The following is a 16,918-nucleotide window of genomic DNA, read 5'->3' on the forward strand; positions in this document are numbered from 1 at the left end:
AGACGTAATGTCTGACCCTTTTTTATGTGTGCCAGGCATGGCAGCTATCTAGGTGGTGAAAGTCCACTGTGGGGGTACACATCACCAACCACTAAGGAAGCGCAAGGTACTTATCGTGAGATAAGGGCTGGAGGAAGCGTGGAATAAAATCTTGGCTCGACGTACAGAAATCTGATACTAAGGCTCTATAAGGGGATGAGGCTCCATAACAAGTCAAAGTCCAAAAGATGTGCGTACTTTGTAGAGTAAATCAGGCGAGTAAAAGAGGAAAGATAGTTGTCTTACCCTGGGAGGTCTTGCGGATGTACAGTAGTACAGTCGGAAAAGGTTAGTCGCAAGAAGTCAGCAGAAGCCATAGTAATGAGTTAAATCATGAAGGGCTGAACAATTTATAGTGTTTCAACACCACGAATGCGTAAGTGACGAACTCTGAATGTGTTAATGGTGAAAGTATGAGCGTATCTCAAAGGATAACCAAAAGATAGAGCTATCACTTATTACGTGAGAGGAAAGGGGAAACGAGTGTGTCGATTTTAGAACAAATTCTAAGTAATCAAAACATGAATGAAGCCTACTTGCGTGTATATAAAAATAAAGGCACAAGTGGAGTGGATGGAGTAACAGTCAACGAACTTAAACAATATCTGAAAGAGAACAAGGATGAATTGCGCACGCGCATCAGAACAAGAAAATACCAACCACAAGCTGCCTTAAGAGTGGAAATCCCAAAAGAAAATGGAAAGATGCGCAAATTGGGAATACCAACAGTAGTGGATAGAGTAGTTCAACAAGCCATTCATCAAGTACTTAGTCCGATATTTGAAAAGCAGTTCAGTGAATTCAGTTATGGCTTTAGACCAAGAAGAAGTTGTGAGATGGCAATTATAAAAAGCTTGGAATTTCTGAATGATGAACACGATTGGGTAGTGGACATTGACCTTGAAAGGTTTTTCGATACAGTCCACCATGATAAACTAATGCGAATTATATCCAACACAATAGACGATGGAGATGTTATCTCACTAATAAGAAAATACTTAGTTAGTGGGGTCATGGTGAATGGTAGATATGAAGAAACACCAGTCGGGACTCCGCAAGGAGGCAATCTCAGCCCTCTCTTAAGTAACATTATGTTGAACGAACTAGATAAGGAACTAGAAAATAGAGGACTACGATTCGTTAGGTACGCTGACGATGCTCTTATCTTTGTGAAGAGCGAGAAAGCAGCTAATAGAGTGATGAAATCAATCGTGAGATTTATAGAAGAGAAATTAGGCTTGTTAGTCAACACAGAAAAGAGTAAAGTCTCCCGTCCGGGAGATTTGAAGTTCTTAGGCTTTGGTTACTACTACGATGCTAAAAACGGAAGATATCAAGTGAAACCACACCTAACTTCTGTACAGAAATTTCAAAGGAAGCTTCGACAATTGACAAAGCGAAACTGGAGTATTCCGTTAGATTACCGAATATTGAAATTGAAACAAGTCATTTTCGGATGGGTAAATTACTTTAGAATATCAAATATGAAAAAGGTAATGACTCGTATTGATGAGAAGTTACGCTCAAGAATTAGGGTAATCATATGGAAACAATGGAAGGTACCGAGAAAACAAATCAAATCGCTAATTCAACTAGGAATTCCAAAGGAAGAAGCGAAAGGATTAACCTTTTGTCGAAAAGGCTACCGATATATAGGATTATCAAAAGTAGTTCAAAGAGCACTTTCAAATAAAAGACTAAAGCAGAGGGGAATTCCCTCTGCCTTGGAACGTTACCTAAAAGTACACACTGGAATATAAATTGAAACGCCGTATACGCGAACCGTACGTACGGTGTTGTGAGAGGGGCGGAAATAAATTAAGTTATTTTCCCTCTACTCGATTGTCTGCTTAAGGTGCTATCGGCTTGAGGTCATAAGCCGATAAGCAATCACCTTGTGCTTCTTTTGAATTAGCACCAACTATTGGAGTTGATCTAATTCATTCTGTAATTCTCGGAGTTGTTCTTTCTCGGCTGTTGTAGAGTTGGCATAAGCAGAAGAAAGTGCATTCTTTGCAACAGAAATCGCATCGTCTACTGAAGCATCACTTTGACCCGTATTCGCTAATTTTGCAATTTCGACGGTTTCACGAGCTTTTTGGAATAAACGATTACCCATGTTAAATTCCCCCAAGTGATGAATTCTCAACATTCTGTTTTTTCTTTGCTTCTGCCTCAGCTAAAGTTGAACGGTAAGGAAAGCGCTGAGCATGTTGTTGAACTGCATCTGCACTTTGATGAACAAATCGTTTTGATTTATTACTACCCATCCGTAATTCCCCCTTTAACAGCTTTAAAAGAAGCGTTTTTATAACGCCAGTACTAGTATTTGTTTGTTACAGGTGACTAATAGCAGGTAATTATTTCTGAGGTTCTTATCTACTGGTGAGCACCAGAATGTCGGTCTAAGTAGTAAAAAATACGGTGTATTATAACTGCTGTTTTTTGGTTTTGGATAAAAGAACGGATAAACCGAATTGTTGGATAAACATGGAAAATACTTTAACGTAAACAAGAGATATAAAAGACTAGTAGTCACTTATGAGAAAAAATACAAATAATCGATATAGCAGGAAATCGCAGTGGTATTTCAAACCATGACCTACAAAACAAAAAGAAACCAGTTCGTACTGGTTTCGATTAATTCTTCCCTAACTTCAAGACTTCCTCTAAGTAAAGGGCGATCCCATCTTGCTCGTTTGTAAGGGTTATGTTGTTTGCAATATTCTTCAAATCGTCAATTGCATTCCCCATTGCAATTCCGTGGCCTGCGTGCTCAATCATTTCTAAATCATTATCTTCATCACCGAATGCAATGATGCGATCCTTAGGTATGCTGTAATAATCGGCTACCTTTTGAACTCCGACCGCCTTATTTAATCCTAGCTTAATAATTTCAATAACGTGCCAAGGTGCCGCCCATTTTCGATGATCAACTACCTCTGCATGCATGTCAGAGAGATATTTACGTATTTTATCAGCATCTGGTTCTTCCGGATGGATAAGTAATGAGGTAGGATTATCTTTTAAAATTTCCCTCAAATCCCCAGTAGCAATATTTGGCTCTCCCATACCGAAAATATCAAGCATTGTTTCATCATGATTATGAAAATATACATCATCAATTACTTCTGCTAATATATTTTTGATTCGAAAGCTATTTGCAACCTCTACGATTTCATTTACCGTTTTTAGATCAAGCGTATCATGGTACACGCCCCAGTTATTGTCCAGAGGGTGATGGACAAAAGCACCATTAAAATTAACGATTGGGGTTGTAAGACCTAGTTCCTGGTAGTACATTGAGCTAGAACGAAACGGTCTACCTGTTGCAATCATAACCTTATGACCTGCTAGTTCTGCTTTTACTAACGTTTCCTTTGTTCTATTTGATATGGTTTTATCATCCTTGAGTAAAGTTCCATCTAGGTCAAGTGCAATTAAATGTTGTTTCGTCATATTATCCCCCTAGTCCACTGTTAGTATCTCTTTTTACTTAAACAGAAAATAAAAAAATCGTCAAATGAAAAACCAATATTTACAAAAAATGAACATTTAATGATACACTAATTACGGAGCTATTTTACATAAAGGAGTATACACAGATGATAATCGTTGAACATAATACGTATGCAGATATCCCGGCATTACATATTGTAAAAAATCAAATAAAAGATGAAAGATTACCTGTAATTCTTTTTATACACGGGTTTGGAAGTGCAAAGGAACATAATCTACATTATGCTTACTTATACGCAGAAAAAGGGTATCGAGTTGTTTTACCTGAGGCAAACTATCACGGCGAAAGAGACAAGGGATTAAAAGATCTCGAAATGAATTTCAAGTTCTGGGAAATTGTCGTGAATGAAATCAAAGAGCTTCAAATTATTAAAGATGAATTAGAGAAACAAGAGTTAATTGATGAAGCAAGAATTGGTGTAGCTGGAACTTCTATGGGAGGAATTGTTACACTTGGGGCACTTACTCAATATCCTTGGATCAAAACTGCTGTAAGTCTGATGGGTAGTCCGTATTATGAGGATTTTTGTCGTGGGCAAATTGAAGAATTAAAGCGACATAATGTTCAACTTCCATTAACTGAGGCACAATTAGAAGAGATGTACGCAGAGTTGCGTAAGTATGACCTAAGCCAACAGCCAGAAAAAGTTAACGGAAGGCCATTGTTATTTTGGCACGGTGAAAAAGATGAAGTGGTACCATTCCACTACACATATACATTTTATGAAGAGATTAAACCACTTTACACCGAGAAAGAAGAGAACCTGTCATTTATAGCAGATTCGCGTGCTGATCATAAAGTGTCAAGAGCGGGCTTGTTAGCATCTGTCGAATGGTTTAAAAAACATCTATAAAAAAGAAACGTGTCTAAAGTTGTAACGGGTTCCGTTTGGGGAGAGAAAAATGCTAATAGGATTGTAAATAACATAATAATTAGCACGGAATTTGACAACAAAATGGCAATATAAATTGCAAAGAAAAACGCTCAGATTATTTTCTGAGCGCTTTTTGATGTAATATTTCACAAATCCTATTTAATTAATGCTCCCCGTTTGTTGAAGAAGGAAAAATCACTTTGTTATCTGTTCAATTATTTTTCCGTCCGAAGACAACCCTGTTATTGTAGAACCTACAAGGTCCTCTCCATCACTCACTAAAAACCAAAACTTCTCGTCATTGTTATACTCAATTAGATTGGCTTTAAATAAGTTTCCATCCTTAGTTTTAATGCTTACTTCATCTATTTCAGGGTCAAGTATCTTCCCTCTGATTAAATCCGTATAATCAGAAAAGTAGTATTCTAAATTTGAGAAACCCCAATCTAATTTATATCCGTGAGCAAGTGAACCAGTGCCTCCACTAACAAATCCCCAGCCTAATAAGTTTTTTTTAAAAAGTGCACTTCCGAAATGTTGATTTTCATGATTTCCCCATTCATAAAAGACGATTGCTTGATTGTTATCCAAAAATTCAATATGAGCAATGTTTGTCATAGGTTGATTTAATGAGTACACAGCCTTTTTCATTTCTTTAACATCATCTTTTAATGTTAAATTTAAAAAATATACCCCTAACAAAATAGCCGTTATAGATAAGAAAATTTTTAATTTCTTGGACATATAACTCCCTCCTACAAAAACATAACACAATATCCCTAGTAAATTGGCTTTTTACCACAAATTCTACTTCAACTGTACTGCACCGCTAGTTTAAGAATGTTTCTTTGTAAATGCTATAATAATAATTTTAGCATAAATTTTCCATTTACCTTCAAAAAAAATAAGTTCGCTATAATTTAGCGAACTATCTCAAATAAATTATATCTTTTAAATCAAACTGTTTATCTGTTATACCTAGTCTTTGTGCAGGAGTTCTCTTCTCACCATCAAGGTCTTTAGTAGCTTCACAAAAGTTATAAAAGGTACGAAGGATGGTCAAAGCATACTGTGCATACTTAGGGTTGAAATTTGCATAGATATAACTCTTACCATCACCTCTTGCCGTTACAAGTGGTCTTTCTAATATCGATAGTCTTCTGCGAATTTGTTGCATAAAATTATTCGTTGAATAATCACTTACATTCAATACGAGGTTAGCAATTTCTTTGGGTTCCAAAGAAGATAAATCCGTTTTGCAATCCACATAATAAAACCCTTTATCCCTTGTTGGTATCGGATGTTCGATAGGGGATTCCGCCCATTTATGATGGATTTCCGAACCAACCATTACTTCTTCGTGGAACTGCTTACTCTTAAATACATCAATGAGATATAAATAAGCTAATTGCCAAATGGATCGGGTATCGTGCATCATAGCGTTACCCCATCGTTGTAAATCTGCTCTACCGTCTTTAAACTCTTGATTACACTGTTTTAATGACTTCGATCTATCCACCATAGAAATAAAATGATGTGCCTCTGCCAAGCGTATTTCATTCGCAAATACACGAGAAAAAGCAGTCATTAAAGAATTATCTTTATCGGTAACAAAACGCCATTCAGATGCCTTTACCATCCGTTTAATCAACCAAAGGTGTGCGATTGTCGTATAGGTAGAATTGACGTGTAATCCATCAATATATTGTTCTCTTCGGTCAAACTCTTGCAGAGCTTGTTTATATTCCCATTCTGTTTGTATGTCATTTTCCGACGGAGGCATTGGATAAAAGGAATGTTTCCTAAATCGACCGTGCTTTCTGCAAAACTCATTTAGGTGGTCTTCTTTCAACAACACAGTGTCCAACTTGATGTCATTAATATCAATATTCCAATCGTATGCAATATCTGAGCGAAATACATATTTAGAATGAACATCTGCGGTCACAACGATTTGTGTTGGAAATTGTGCTTCTTCTACATCATCAAATCCCTTACCACCTTGTCCTTTCTTTCGGACGTTATTGAGATTGTAAGTCATTTTATCCGTATTCAACCACATTACAGAGAATTCCATTCTTTCAAATGCTGGTTTTTCGTGTCGCTCTACAAATTCTAAACAACGACGATAGATCCACTCTAATTTGTGATAATAGGTACTGACACCTATCTCTAATTTTTCACAAGTTCTAGTTACGGGTGTCCTATTTAATAAGTCCATTACCAAAGAAGGGAGTATATCGTTTCGCTTTTGATGATAGGTGGTTGATTGCTTTCTAGAAGGCATTAAACTTGTTTTCTTTTTACAAGTTTTACATTGCCATACTTGAGCATTCGTTTTGCTCTTTCCTTGCTTATAGAACAAGTGAACATCTTCAAATGGGGTTGTTCCTTCTTGGATGCATCCTTCTTTATGAAACTGATAATTTGGTTCCACATCTTTAATCGTTTCAATATGCACAAGACGTTTTATCTCTTCTGCCACAGACCAGTTTGACACAGGAGAGGTTGTGCAGCCCCAGGTTACTCCCTTAACTACACCAACAGGATCTTCGTTACAGATGATAGCCTGATTTTCTCCTTTTCCTCGTCCACTCAGTCGATAGCGACTAGGGTTACCCTTTGCACTAGTGAATTTTTCTTGTGGAAGACCGTGCCATTTACAATACGGGTTGCCACAAAAGTTATATTGAATTTTGTGTTCCTTCCCGTTTAACGAAAAAGAAACGGGACGATACAAAAGATTATTGTATCGTTTGGAGAATTTGCTCGGCTCTAATAAATCATAATTCTTTACTCGGTCAGCGATTTCAGTAGTTGTTATAGGTGTTTGTACAATGATTAATTCTTCATCTTTTTCAGCCAATCGTTTCAGTCGAGCCAACCATTAAACCTCCATTTCTTCTAACCCAAGTTGTTTAAGCAATCGCTTATTATTTCGTTTTTTCATAGCCCAATCAACAAACTCTTCATCAGTAAGGATGTTCTTTAAAAATTCATCTACAACTTCACTTTCGGTGTATTCACTGTACTCCGAAAATGCAGCTACAATGTTTCTTGTTTGTTCTGAGATAACCCAGTTCACCCGCTCTGAATTAAGGTTTTTAGGCTTTATATAGTTGAATTTCTTCATCGAATTATTTCAATTCCTTTCTGTAAAATGGTTATCTTTTTAACATATGTTTTAGCAATGATTTTAGCACAACAATTTTACAGCGGACAACAACTATTGCCCTCCTAAAAATTCATATGCTAATAGTATAATTATTTCCATTGCTAATTCATTCCAAACGTTGATATAGCAATAAAAAAAGCAGACCAAATCGCTATGCGAATTAGTCTGCTAATTACCATTCTAATTGTAGAGTTTCTCTCCCTTATCGGAACCCGTTACTAAAGTTGACACGTTTCTTTTTTGCTCTGACCAGCTCGGCGCCTAGTCTTTTTGATAAACCAATTAGTCAAAAAGGTCAAAGAGCTAACTTTTCGCGTCTTGTCTTATCCTCTTCAAGGCTGAAAAAGGCTTTCGTTTATCTCATTATCTAATGCCAAGAGCAATCTTTGCGTAACGGCTCATCATATCTTTGTTCCAAGGTGGATTCCAAACGATATTCACATCAACATCTTTAATTTCAGGTAAATCAGAAAGAACGCTTTTTACATCGGCTGCAATTGTTCCAGCAAGTGGACAACCCATTGATGTTAACGTCATAGAAACTTTTGCAACACCTTCATCATCCATGTCCACATCGTAAACAAGACCTAAGTTTACAATATCGATCCCTAATTCAGGGTCAGTTACCTGTTCTAATGCACCCATAATATTTTCTTTTAATGCTTCATCCATTATATAACACTCCTTTTTGGAAATAGCTTATTTTTATGTCTAGCTCAAGAAGCCATCGGCTCTCGGGTCTAAGTCATTTGCTTCTGAAAGCAAGGAAGCCTTCTGTCAGTGCATGTCTTATGTTTGTTGCCGATAAGCAGTCGCCTTGTGCTTTTCTTAAGTATAACGAAACATAACAAGAAAGTGAAATACAATACCTTTATTCAGCAGAAGTCCTCCACCTCTACCTATTATCCCATTAATTGTTTTTTTGCGTCTGATGACATTCGGTCAGGTGACCAGGCAGGATGCCAGACAATAAGGACTTCAACATCATTAACTTCTTCAATGTCAGTGACTGCATGCTTTACACCACTAGTGATGCTATCATGTAAAGGGCAACCTGGTGTTGTTAATGTCATTTCTATAAATACATTCATATTTTCTTTAATTTCGATGTTATAAATAAGTCCTAAATCAACAACATTAATATTTAATTCAGGATCAATTACATGTTTTAACTGTTCAAGAATTTTGTCTTCTAATTCCATCATAATGAACTCCTTTATTTAAAAAGTACTTTCATAATTGTATAGATAAAAAAGATAGATGCGGCGACGATAAGGCTTTGACTTATTGTGAAAATGAGCAATTGCTCAGTAACCATCGCTAACACTACACCAACGCTTCCAATAACAACACCTGTAAAAATAGGAATCGCCATTTTTTCATCAATCAGCTGTTTTAAAGGAGGTACATTTCTTTTTCCCATTAGCTTACTGTAACGGTGGGTCCACCAGAGAAAAGGAATTATTTTATACAAATACCCAAGAATGCTACTCGCAATCCATAATAAAATGTATAAGAAAATAAAAAAACCAAAATACTCATAAAAATCTGGAAAGAAAGAAAGAACCATCCCACAAAAATGAAGAATTAGTCCAAATCCAATCGCTACTAACGAGAAAATAAATGGCTTATCTAATTTTTTCTTTAATCTCACCTTGATAATAGTGGAAATATGATACGTAAAAATTGCAAATCCTAGGAATAGTAAACTCATTGCTGCCTGTAATAAATAGGAAGTCTCTGCTGCAAAGCTATATATCGCAACAAGTAAACCAAGTCCGTAAATAATAAATACCCATTTTGCCGGCTTCATTGTAAAACCATGTGCTAATGAGAACATAGGAACCATTTTATAGGAAAAACCAAAGATTAAGAATGTAAACCAACCAGCTACACCAAGTAATATATGACTTTTTAACACGGCGAGATGATTAAAATTCTCGATTCCAATACCCATGTTAACAATCAATAAAATGCCTAGTGTGATTGTTAGTAGCAAACAAAAGAGAGCACTCCCTACAAACAGGGTTAATATATTCTTTTTCGCTTGATTCCGCATTGTCATAAACATTTGAATGAGAAATAATAAGATGCCACTGACAGCGAGGCTACCTGTAAAAATAGATATGGTAGGTGAGAAGGAAAGAGTGACCCCGAATCCTCCAAAGCCTATTGCTGTTATCCAAAATTGGACAAAGCCGAACCTCTCGTTCCATATAGGTGTTAAAAAGGCTACTGGTACAAGCTGATACATTGCTCCCATAGCTACCATTAAAGCCCATCCGAGAATTAATAGATGAGCAGATGAGAGTAGGGCAGGTGTTCGAAAATTTCCCTCAATCATCATATGGCCGTTAAATAGTAGAATGATTTGGGAAGCCAGTAAGGCAACAACGCTAAAAATAATGAATGAAAGCGGCAGCCTAATATCCGTTTCATTTGATAATTGAGGTAACATTTGCAAGCAGCTCCTTATTTCGTAATATCTATTTGAAAGCCGCCATCGGGATTTGGTTTTGTTGAATGTTTGTAGCCGAGATCATCTAACTGTTCATACAAAAACATGGGTCTTCGGTCATTTATGATTGATAGGGTTTCACCCATTTTTAACTTCTCGAGTGCTTTTAACGTTCTCATCATAGGTTGTGGTGGTTCAAGACCTCGGTTATCTAACTTCATTTATTGCCACCTCTTTTAACAAAGGTAATCTTCCAATGTTTTTTGTCAATTTGCTCTGGTTCATTTGAAAAACCTTTTGCTTTTAATATTGGAAATAATGGAGTAGGTTTAAATGGAGCGTGTAAAATAAATATATCCCCATCATTTAACGTTTTTACAGCCTCCATAATCTTTTGAAAAGGTTCAATTTTATTTTTCAGATCCTCTCTAACATCTAATTCCACTGTTTTTGATTCTACTTGACTCATGGTATTATCTCCCCCTTATTTAAATAAGCCTTTGCGTATTCGCGCTCGATTTTTAGGCAAAACACGTGGTAGTTCATAAGACTTTGCCACAGAATGTGGATTATTTAGTCTTTGTCTTGTACTCGAAAAATCCCTTTTAAAAAATCGAGGTATTCGCCGAGACCTTACCTTTATTCAGTCTGTGTATAGACAATTCTGTACTGATTACTCCTATGCATTAATCCCAAACACTTATAGAAGCAGGTAACTCCACTGAATAAAGGAAAAACATTTATATACTAATGATAATCATTTTCAATGCAGAATGTTGTGACTGTAATCACAGGTAGTTACATAAGTAACCAATTCCCATACAAATAAGTGTTAGACGTTGTCACAAGTTTAGAGAACATCAAAAGACGAAAAAAACCTCTACCCGTTGGTCTAAAAAATCTCATCGTGAAGCTTCATATGATCCAACAAATAATAACCATCAGGAGTGATGTCAACAATGTGCTTCTTTTTTAGCACACTGATTGTTCTACTTACAGATTCGCGCGTTGTTCCAATCATATTGGCTAGTTCACGATTCGTAAATTGAGTAGTAAGCTTAAAACGATTTCCTATTTTTTCACCATTACTCCTACATAATCGAAGCAACAGCATCACAATTTGTTCTTGAGTGTTTAATAGGATTTGCTCTTCTAATCGTTTCTGTAGGTCGATAATCTTTTCACCAAGAACTTTGAAGATTTTAATACAAAGTTCCGGGTACTTTATCAATATTTCCTCAAACTTATCAATTGGAGTATAGATAATAGTTGCATCCTCCATTATTTCTGCATGAGCAGGATATCCCCCTTTTCTAAAGAAGCCTGCATGTGGAAACATTTCCCCAGCTTCGAGTACGGAGACAATTTGTTCCTTTCCGTGCATATCTGACTTGTAAATCTTTACCTTACCAGATTGAATGAAGAATACACGATCTAGGGGATCATCTTGCATAAATACAAACATTTTTTGTCTATATAATCGTGACTGAGAAATCTCGATAATAGGTTCAAGTTCTTCACGAGTTAATTCTCGAAAAAGAGGAACTGTTTTTAATTGTTCCTGTATAGATGGTAGTCCCATCAACTTCACTCCTTGTAATTAAAAGTACCTTATCTTAAGTGTAGCAATCTCCCGTTTTGAGACTGTGATTTGCATCACATGTGATGCGAATCATGATCACTATTCAAAAAATAGACACAAAAAAACTAGGAGAATCAGTCTCCTAGTTAATCAATATTGTTTTGACTTATTCTTCTGCACAATCAAAACACAAAATTCCTTTTTTATCTTCAAGTACAACACCATTAATGAAGCCTTCCAAACAATAAATCTCTTTATCACATTCGGCACAATTTCCTACTAATTCTTTCATCTGTTTCACCTCGTCATTAGTTATCCACGAATCAAGGAGGTTATACAAGATGCACGTGGTAATCTCTTTTTTTATTATCCCATATTTTGAAAAGAGATATGATAAAAAACATATCAACACAGTGATAAGATTCACTACATCACGTAAAGGCCTTCGATACAATGAACCCATAAAACAAAAGGAGGAATTATAAATGGTATTTGCAGCAAAAGTAAATGCGCCAGATTATGCACCGAAGGATAAGCATCCAACAATCTTTAAAACATTTGATAGCCTACAATCAGGTGAAATCATGGAACTTACAAATGACCATGATCCAAGACCACTTCAATATCAGTTTATGATGGAACGAAGCGATGAATTCACATGGGAATATCTTGAAGAAGGCCCAGAAGTATGGCGGGTTGCAATCGGTAAAAGATAAGAATTCTTTTAATCTCTCACTATGTAGACAAATGTCATTTCTGAATTTGTCTACATTTTTTTTTGGTTGAATTGTAGCCTTATTAAGAGAATCAGTTTGGTCTTGTCTATCCTTCGTGATAATATGAAGAAAAAAGGAAGATTTCAGTGAAAAAACAAAATATAATGGGGATTATTCTAGCAGGTGGGGAATCTAGAAGGTTTGGAAGCCCTAAAGCATTTGCTACACTTCATAATAAATATTTTTTCGAATATGCGATCGATGCACTTCAGGGTAATGTAGATAACATTAATATAGTAAGCCATCCTAGACTAATCAATCAGTTTCAGAAACACGTTACCTTAAAAATTGTGCAAGATGTACCACAGTTCCAAGGATATGGTCCCTTAGCAGGATTAATAACCGCCATGAAAGAGGACAAAGCAGATTGGTATGTTGTTTTGCCATGTGATACTCCTTTTGTTACCAATAACCTAGTAAAACAACTTATCTCATATACAACTAACAAAGACATAGATGCGGTTGTTCCAGTCATCGATGGAAGGAAGCAACCATTAGTCGCGATTTATCATTCAAGAGTTGCACAAAGGATAGAAGAACTGCTATTCGAGAAAAGGTTTAAATTAAGCTTTTTGTTGGATTCTTGTAACGTGAGGTATGTAACAAATGACAATTTGGAGTTACAAGGATTAGAGTTTGAGAATATTAACAATAAAGAAGAATATGAAAAAGCAAAGCAGAGGCCAAATGATTCAAGGTAGAAACTCTAAATGTTTAAAAAATGGAGGTGTATACACATAATTATCAGAAAAATACGATAAAATAGAAGTACCAGGTACTTTTGGAAGGAGGGATTATTCTGAGAGTAGGCTTATTATTAGGCATTATAACCTCTGGACTTCTATTTTTTATGGGTTTGTCTACTCAACAATTTGAAGCGTATTCTGTTATCTCTGGCACACTTGGGATTATTTGTTTATTGTTAGCAGGAATTGTATCAGAAACTTTTGTAAGCGGAGATCGTGCAAGAGCGAATTATTATACTGAACCTAAGAAAGACCGAAAAAGGAAATTTCGGTATTCGTATATATTTTTCCTCTTGGGGGTTCCTAACCTACTTGTAGCACTGGCTTTAACCCTCAAATACATGTAATATTTCTTCATTATATATTCTTCGATTAGTTAACTTCAAAATAATTTCTTTAACCGTGTAGAAAGATTGAACATAAAGTATATTCAAATGTTTGCTCTAAGTGGCAGAGGTTCTATAGTCCAGTTAATTGATAAGAAACTATGCGAGTTATACTAGAAAAATAATCTTCTGGTATCGGCTTGTTTTCTTTAATTAGGTGGGCTCCATAACCTCCACTAGATTTGTGAACAATTTTGGACACCTTCCTTTTGTGTGATATGCCTCACATAATTCACTTTTCTATAGTGATAAAATGTGGACATTACAAAAGGAGGATGGCCTCATGTTTGAAAGGGACTATAATAAAGATCCATTTATTGTGATTTGGGAGCTGACAAGGGCTTGTCAGCTTAAATGTCTACACTGTCGTGCGGAAGCACAGTATACAAGAGACCCAAGAGAGCTTTCTTTTGAAGAAGGTAAAAACCTAATTGACCAAATTTATGAAATGAATAATCCAATGCTTGTTTTCACTGGCGGGGACCCTTTAATGCGCCCTGATGTTTATGATATTGCAGATTATGCAGTTAAAAAAGGTGTACGTGTGTCTATGACACCTAGTGCAACCCCTAATGTGACAAAAGAAGCAATTGAAAAAGCAAAGGAAGTTGGACTAGCAAGGTGGGCATTTAGTCTAGACGGCCCGACTGCAGAAATACATGATCATTTCAGAGGCACAAAGGGATCGTTTGACTTAACAATGAATGCAATTAGGTATTTGCATGAACTTGAAATCCCCATCCAAATCAACACAGTTATTTCAAGGTATAATTTTCACGTTTTAGATGAAATGGCTACGTTAGTAGAGGATCTGGATTGTGTTTTATGGAGTGTCTTTTTCCTTGTACCCACTGGACGCGGAAAGGATTCAGATATGATTTCCCCAGTTGAACATGAGCAGGTCTTTCGTTGGCTATATGATTTAAGTAAGCGTGTGAAATTCGATATAAAAACAACGGCTGCTCAGCACTACAGACGTGTTGTAATCCAATCAAAAATGCGGGAAACAAAAGACATCGAAAAACAAATTCGATATGAAGATGCGCTTATGCAAGGAAAGACTGGACAAATTGATGGACTTGGAAGAGCCCCACAAGGTGTAAATGACGGAAACGGATTTGTCTTTATTTCTCATATTGGTGACGTGTATCCAAGTGGTTTGCTTCCTGTAAAAGCTGGTAATATTCGTGAGACTCCAATAGCTGAAATTTATCGTGAATCACCTATATTCAAAGATCTTCGCAATCCTGATAAGTATAAAGGAAAATGTGGAGTATGTGAATTCAGACATGTATGTGGTGGCTCACGTTCTCGTGCGTATGCCATGACGGGAGATTATATGGAGAGTGAACCATTCTGTGTATATATTCCAAAAGCTCTTCGTACTAAAGAAAAAACTGCAAGATAAGAACAAAGGCCCATTTCCATGGGCCTTTCAGACTGTTGACAAACGCTCGCATACAGCGTTGCTTGCCTCTCTCGTCCGCTCATGAAGGCAACTTCTATTCGCGTCTTCGATCGACTGCGCGCCTTGTCTGACAAGTGTTTTCAAGACAGTCTGGGGAAAGTAATTTATTTTTAGAAGTACTGTGAAAAATCGTGTAGACAAAGTCAGTACTGACTTTGTCTACACTCTGAAAGGCCCATTTCCATGGGCCTTTACTTATTCAATACTACAATATTTTGCTGGACAATCTTCACATTGTATTTCATTTTTTATATAGGCCAAATCGTGTATGGTAATATATCCTTTTGAAACAGTAATTACATGTTTATCACGCAATTCATGCAGCATTCGGTTCACACTTTCCCTTGTTGTGGCACAAAAATTAGCCAACTCCTGATTTGTTAAATGAAGGTTAATCAAAATACCATTTTCTTTATTAACCCCATAGCTATTTGTCATCCTAACTAGTGTCGAATAAAGTGCTCCTTTCTTTCCCAATAAGACGAGGTCTCTAAATTTAGTTTGCGTTTTTCGAAAATGATCACTCATCCATTTCATGAATTCAAATGCAAGACTGGTATTTTCAAAAAGTTTTCTTTCTAAGACTTCCTTTTGAATAACGGCTATTTCACTATCTTCTAAAATACGGCAATCAAATAAATACTTTGGATCATCTGTAAACAATGTTAATTCTCCAACAATTTCATTTTGGCCGCATATACGAAGCGATAATTCACTACCATCAGATGTTCCTTTGCTAACTCTTACACGACCGGATAGAATAAGATATAATTCTGATGCTTTCATTCCCTCTCTAAATAGAGAAGCACCTTTTTCTACTTTGAGAGTATGGTTGGCAGATTGTAAAAGCTCTTTTAATTCATGTGAAAGAGTGGGTTTCTGTATTGTCTCTCTTTGATTCATAGATAACACCTTCTTACGTTAGAATGCTATATTTTGTTCTATTGTGATAATATAATGGTAGTCTATCTAGTGGGTGTTACATAAATCACACTTTTTATAAAAATAGAGCATAAACCTTTGCTACAAAAGAAATAGATACTATATGAACATTTTTTAACAATTGAGGTCTTAGCTATGGAACAGCTTTTTTGGTCCCCTATTAAACTATCTATAACGATTGCAATCACATCAGGTTGCATCGTCTTACTTCTTGGTTTGTTAGCAGGAAAATCGATGGCGCGTAGACAGTTTAGGGGAAAACTTATTGTAGAAACAATTTTGATGCTACCACTTGTACTACCTCCTTCAGTAGTAGGTTTTTTATTAATTGTTATTTTTGGGAGAAATAGTATTGTGGGAGTATTTATTGAAAACGTAACGGGTCAATCGATCATGTTTACGTGGTGGGCGGCTGTTATTGCTTCGACTGTTGTTGCATTTCCGCTCATGTATCAATCTGTAAAGACAGGCTTCCAATCAGTAGAAACAGACATTGAGGATGCTGCTAGGACAGATGGAGCAAATGAATTTTCTATCTTTCTATTTATTTCCATTCCCTTATCAATAAAAGCTATCATTACAGGCTTTATCTTAAGCTTTACACGTGCCTTGGGAGAATTTGGTGCAACTCTTATGTTCGCAGGAAACATACCTGGGAAGACACAAACATTACCGACAGCTATTTATGTAGCCATAGACAGTGGGAATATGGAATTGGCCTGGCTATGGGTTATTACGACGATTTTTATCTCATTTTTAATGCTAGCAGCGACATATTTAATTAAATAGAAAAAGACACATTCTTGACAAGAATGTGTCTTTTTCTATTTTGTGACAAACTTAACAGATTTATGGATCTGTAATATGTGAAACTTTTATTGAGAGAGAAATACATAGCTTAACAGAGGATGTTCAAAAAGTCACCAAATGATAAGTTACTAATTGGGTTGGC

The 16,918-nt window shown here is 36.2% G+C and carries 21 protein-coding genes; 7 read left to right on the top strand and 14 right to left on the bottom strand.

The genetic code is table 11. From position 1 onward, the window contains the following. Positions 1-524 precede the first annotated feature (524 nt). Positions 525-1,799, top strand: a complete 1,275-nt coding sequence (gene ltrA / locus ACWNMY_RS16895) for a group II intron reverse transcriptase/maturase (protein WP_449536735.1) — start codon at positions 525-527, stop codon at positions 1,797-1,799. A 161-nt stretch (positions 1,800-1,960) separates the two neighbouring features. Here ltrA and ACWNMY_RS16900 read toward each other — a convergent pair whose 3' ends face one another. The 3 genes from ACWNMY_RS16900 to ACWNMY_RS16910 form a co-directional block, all read right to left on the bottom strand. Beyond that, a complete protein-coding gene (locus tag ACWNMY_RS16900; protein ID WP_449539425.1) occupies positions 1,961-2,158 on the bottom strand; it encodes a DUF3813 domain-containing protein in 198 nt (65 codons plus the stop codon). 1 nt (position 2,159) lies between these two features. Then, positions 2,160-2,309 (bottom strand): competence protein, encoded by a 150-nt coding sequence (locus ACWNMY_RS16905; RefSeq protein ID WP_449539426.1) that lies wholly within the window; start codon positions 2,307-2,309, stop codon positions 2,160-2,162. 370 nt (positions 2,310-2,679) lie between these two features. Continuing rightward, positions 2,680-3,498 (bottom strand): Cof-type HAD-IIB family hydrolase, encoded by an 819-nt coding sequence (locus ACWNMY_RS16910; RefSeq protein WP_449539427.1) that lies wholly within the window; start codon positions 3,496-3,498, stop codon positions 2,680-2,682. 146 nt (positions 3,499-3,644) lie between these two features. Between ACWNMY_RS16910 and yjfP the strand changes: the two genes are divergently transcribed. Then, positions 3,645-4,412: an esterase gene (gene yjfP / locus ACWNMY_RS16915; protein WP_449539428.1), complete on the top strand. Its 768-nt coding sequence runs from the start codon at positions 3,645-3,647 to the stop codon at positions 4,410-4,412. Positions 4,413-4,628: 216 nt separating this feature from the next. Here the strand turns inward: yjfP and ACWNMY_RS16920 are convergent, their stop codons facing one another. From ACWNMY_RS16920 to ACWNMY_RS16965, 10 genes are all read right to left on the bottom strand, one after another. After that, positions 4,629-5,177 carry a hypothetical protein gene (locus ACWNMY_RS16920; protein WP_449536378.1) on the bottom strand — a complete coding sequence of 183 codons (549 nt, stop codon included), beginning with the start codon at positions 5,175-5,177 and terminating at the stop codon, positions 4,629-4,631. A 184-nt stretch (positions 5,178-5,361) separates the two neighbouring features. After that, positions 5,362-7,317 carry an insertion element protein gene (locus ACWNMY_RS16925; RefSeq protein WP_449536377.1) on the bottom strand — a complete coding sequence of 652 codons (1,956 nt, stop codon included), beginning with the start codon at positions 7,315-7,317 and terminating at the stop codon, positions 5,362-5,364. Between the two features lie 3 nt (positions 7,318-7,320). Continuing rightward, on the bottom strand, positions 7,321-7,566 hold the full coding sequence (locus tag ACWNMY_RS16930) for a hypothetical protein (RefSeq protein ID WP_400244283.1): 246 nt from the start codon (positions 7,564-7,566) through the stop codon (positions 7,321-7,323). A 405-nt stretch (positions 7,567-7,971) separates the two neighbouring features. Then, positions 7,972-8,280 (bottom strand): metal-sulfur cluster assembly factor, encoded by a 309-nt coding sequence (locus ACWNMY_RS16935; RefSeq protein WP_449539429.1) that lies wholly within the window; start codon positions 8,278-8,280, stop codon positions 7,972-7,974. Positions 8,281-8,510: 230 nt separating this feature from the next. Beyond that, a complete protein-coding gene (locus ACWNMY_RS16940; protein ID WP_449540476.1) occupies positions 8,511-8,810 on the bottom strand; it encodes a metal-sulfur cluster assembly factor in 300 nt (99 codons plus the stop codon). Positions 8,811-8,824: 14 nt separating this feature from the next. Beyond that, a complete protein-coding gene (locus ACWNMY_RS16945; protein ID WP_449539430.1) occupies positions 8,825-10,066 on the bottom strand; it encodes a hypothetical protein in 1,242 nt (413 codons plus the stop codon). Between the two features lie 14 nt (positions 10,067-10,080). Beyond that, positions 10,081-10,287 (bottom strand): DUF2249 domain-containing protein, encoded by a 207-nt coding sequence (locus tag ACWNMY_RS16950; protein ID WP_449539431.1) that lies wholly within the window; start codon positions 10,285-10,287, stop codon positions 10,081-10,083. Then, positions 10,284-10,535, bottom strand: a complete 252-nt coding sequence (locus ACWNMY_RS16955; protein ID WP_449539432.1) for a DUF2249 domain-containing protein — start codon at positions 10,533-10,535, stop codon at positions 10,284-10,286. Before ACWNMY_RS16955 ends, ACWNMY_RS16950 begins: the two co-directional genes overlap by 4 nt. Before the next feature lie 423 nt (positions 10,536-10,958). After that, the gene (locus ACWNMY_RS16960; RefSeq protein ID WP_449539433.1) at positions 10,959-11,648 is read right to left on the bottom strand and encodes a Crp/Fnr family transcriptional regulator; all 690 of its coding nucleotides are present in this window, start codon (positions 11,646-11,648) and stop codon (positions 10,959-10,961) included. Between the two features lie 166 nt (positions 11,649-11,814). After that, the gene (locus tag ACWNMY_RS16965; RefSeq protein WP_449539434.1) at positions 11,815-11,940 is read right to left on the bottom strand and encodes a hypothetical protein; all 126 of its coding nucleotides are present in this window, start codon (positions 11,938-11,940) and stop codon (positions 11,815-11,817) included. Positions 11,941-12,133: 193 nt separating this feature from the next. On the opposite strand from ACWNMY_RS16965, the gene ACWNMY_RS16970 reads away from it, so the two are divergent. The 4 genes from ACWNMY_RS16970 to ACWNMY_RS16985 all read left to right on the top strand — a co-directional run bounded on the left by ACWNMY_RS16970 (position 12,134) and on the right by ACWNMY_RS16985 (position 14,964). After that, the gene (locus ACWNMY_RS16970) at positions 12,134-12,364 is read left to right on the top strand and encodes a DUF2249 domain-containing protein (RefSeq protein ID WP_449539435.1); all 231 of its coding nucleotides are present in this window, start codon (positions 12,134-12,136) and stop codon (positions 12,362-12,364) included. A gap of 146 nt (positions 12,365-12,510) precedes the next feature. After that, positions 12,511-13,125: a molybdenum cofactor guanylyltransferase gene (locus ACWNMY_RS16975; protein ID WP_449539436.1), complete on the top strand. Its 615-nt coding sequence runs from the start codon at positions 12,511-12,513 to the stop codon at positions 13,123-13,125. Positions 13,126-13,274: 149 nt separating this feature from the next. Next, on the top strand, positions 13,275-13,517 hold the full coding sequence (locus ACWNMY_RS16980) for a DUF5316 domain-containing protein (RefSeq protein ID WP_449540477.1): 243 nt from the start codon (positions 13,275-13,277) through the stop codon (positions 13,515-13,517). A gap of 322 nt (positions 13,518-13,839) precedes the next feature. After that, positions 13,840-14,964: a TIGR04053 family radical SAM/SPASM domain-containing protein gene (locus ACWNMY_RS16985; RefSeq protein ID WP_449539437.1), complete on the top strand. Its 1,125-nt coding sequence runs from the start codon at positions 13,840-13,842 to the stop codon at positions 14,962-14,964. Between the two features lie 255 nt (positions 14,965-15,219). On the opposite strand, the gene ACWNMY_RS16990 is transcribed toward ACWNMY_RS16985, so the two are convergent. Next, positions 15,220-15,927, bottom strand: coding sequence for a Crp/Fnr family transcriptional regulator (locus ACWNMY_RS16990; protein ID WP_449539438.1), 708 nt, complete (start codon positions 15,925-15,927; stop codon positions 15,220-15,222). Between the two features lie 174 nt (positions 15,928-16,101). On the opposite strand from ACWNMY_RS16990, the gene modB reads away from it, so the two are divergent. Then, positions 16,102-16,755: a molybdate ABC transporter permease subunit gene (modB, locus tag ACWNMY_RS16995; RefSeq protein WP_449539439.1), complete on the top strand. Its 654-nt coding sequence runs from the start codon at positions 16,102-16,104 to the stop codon at positions 16,753-16,755. Positions 16,756-16,918 lie beyond the last annotated feature (163 nt).

The organism is Ferdinandcohnia sp. Marseille-Q9671 (assembly GCF_976954385.1).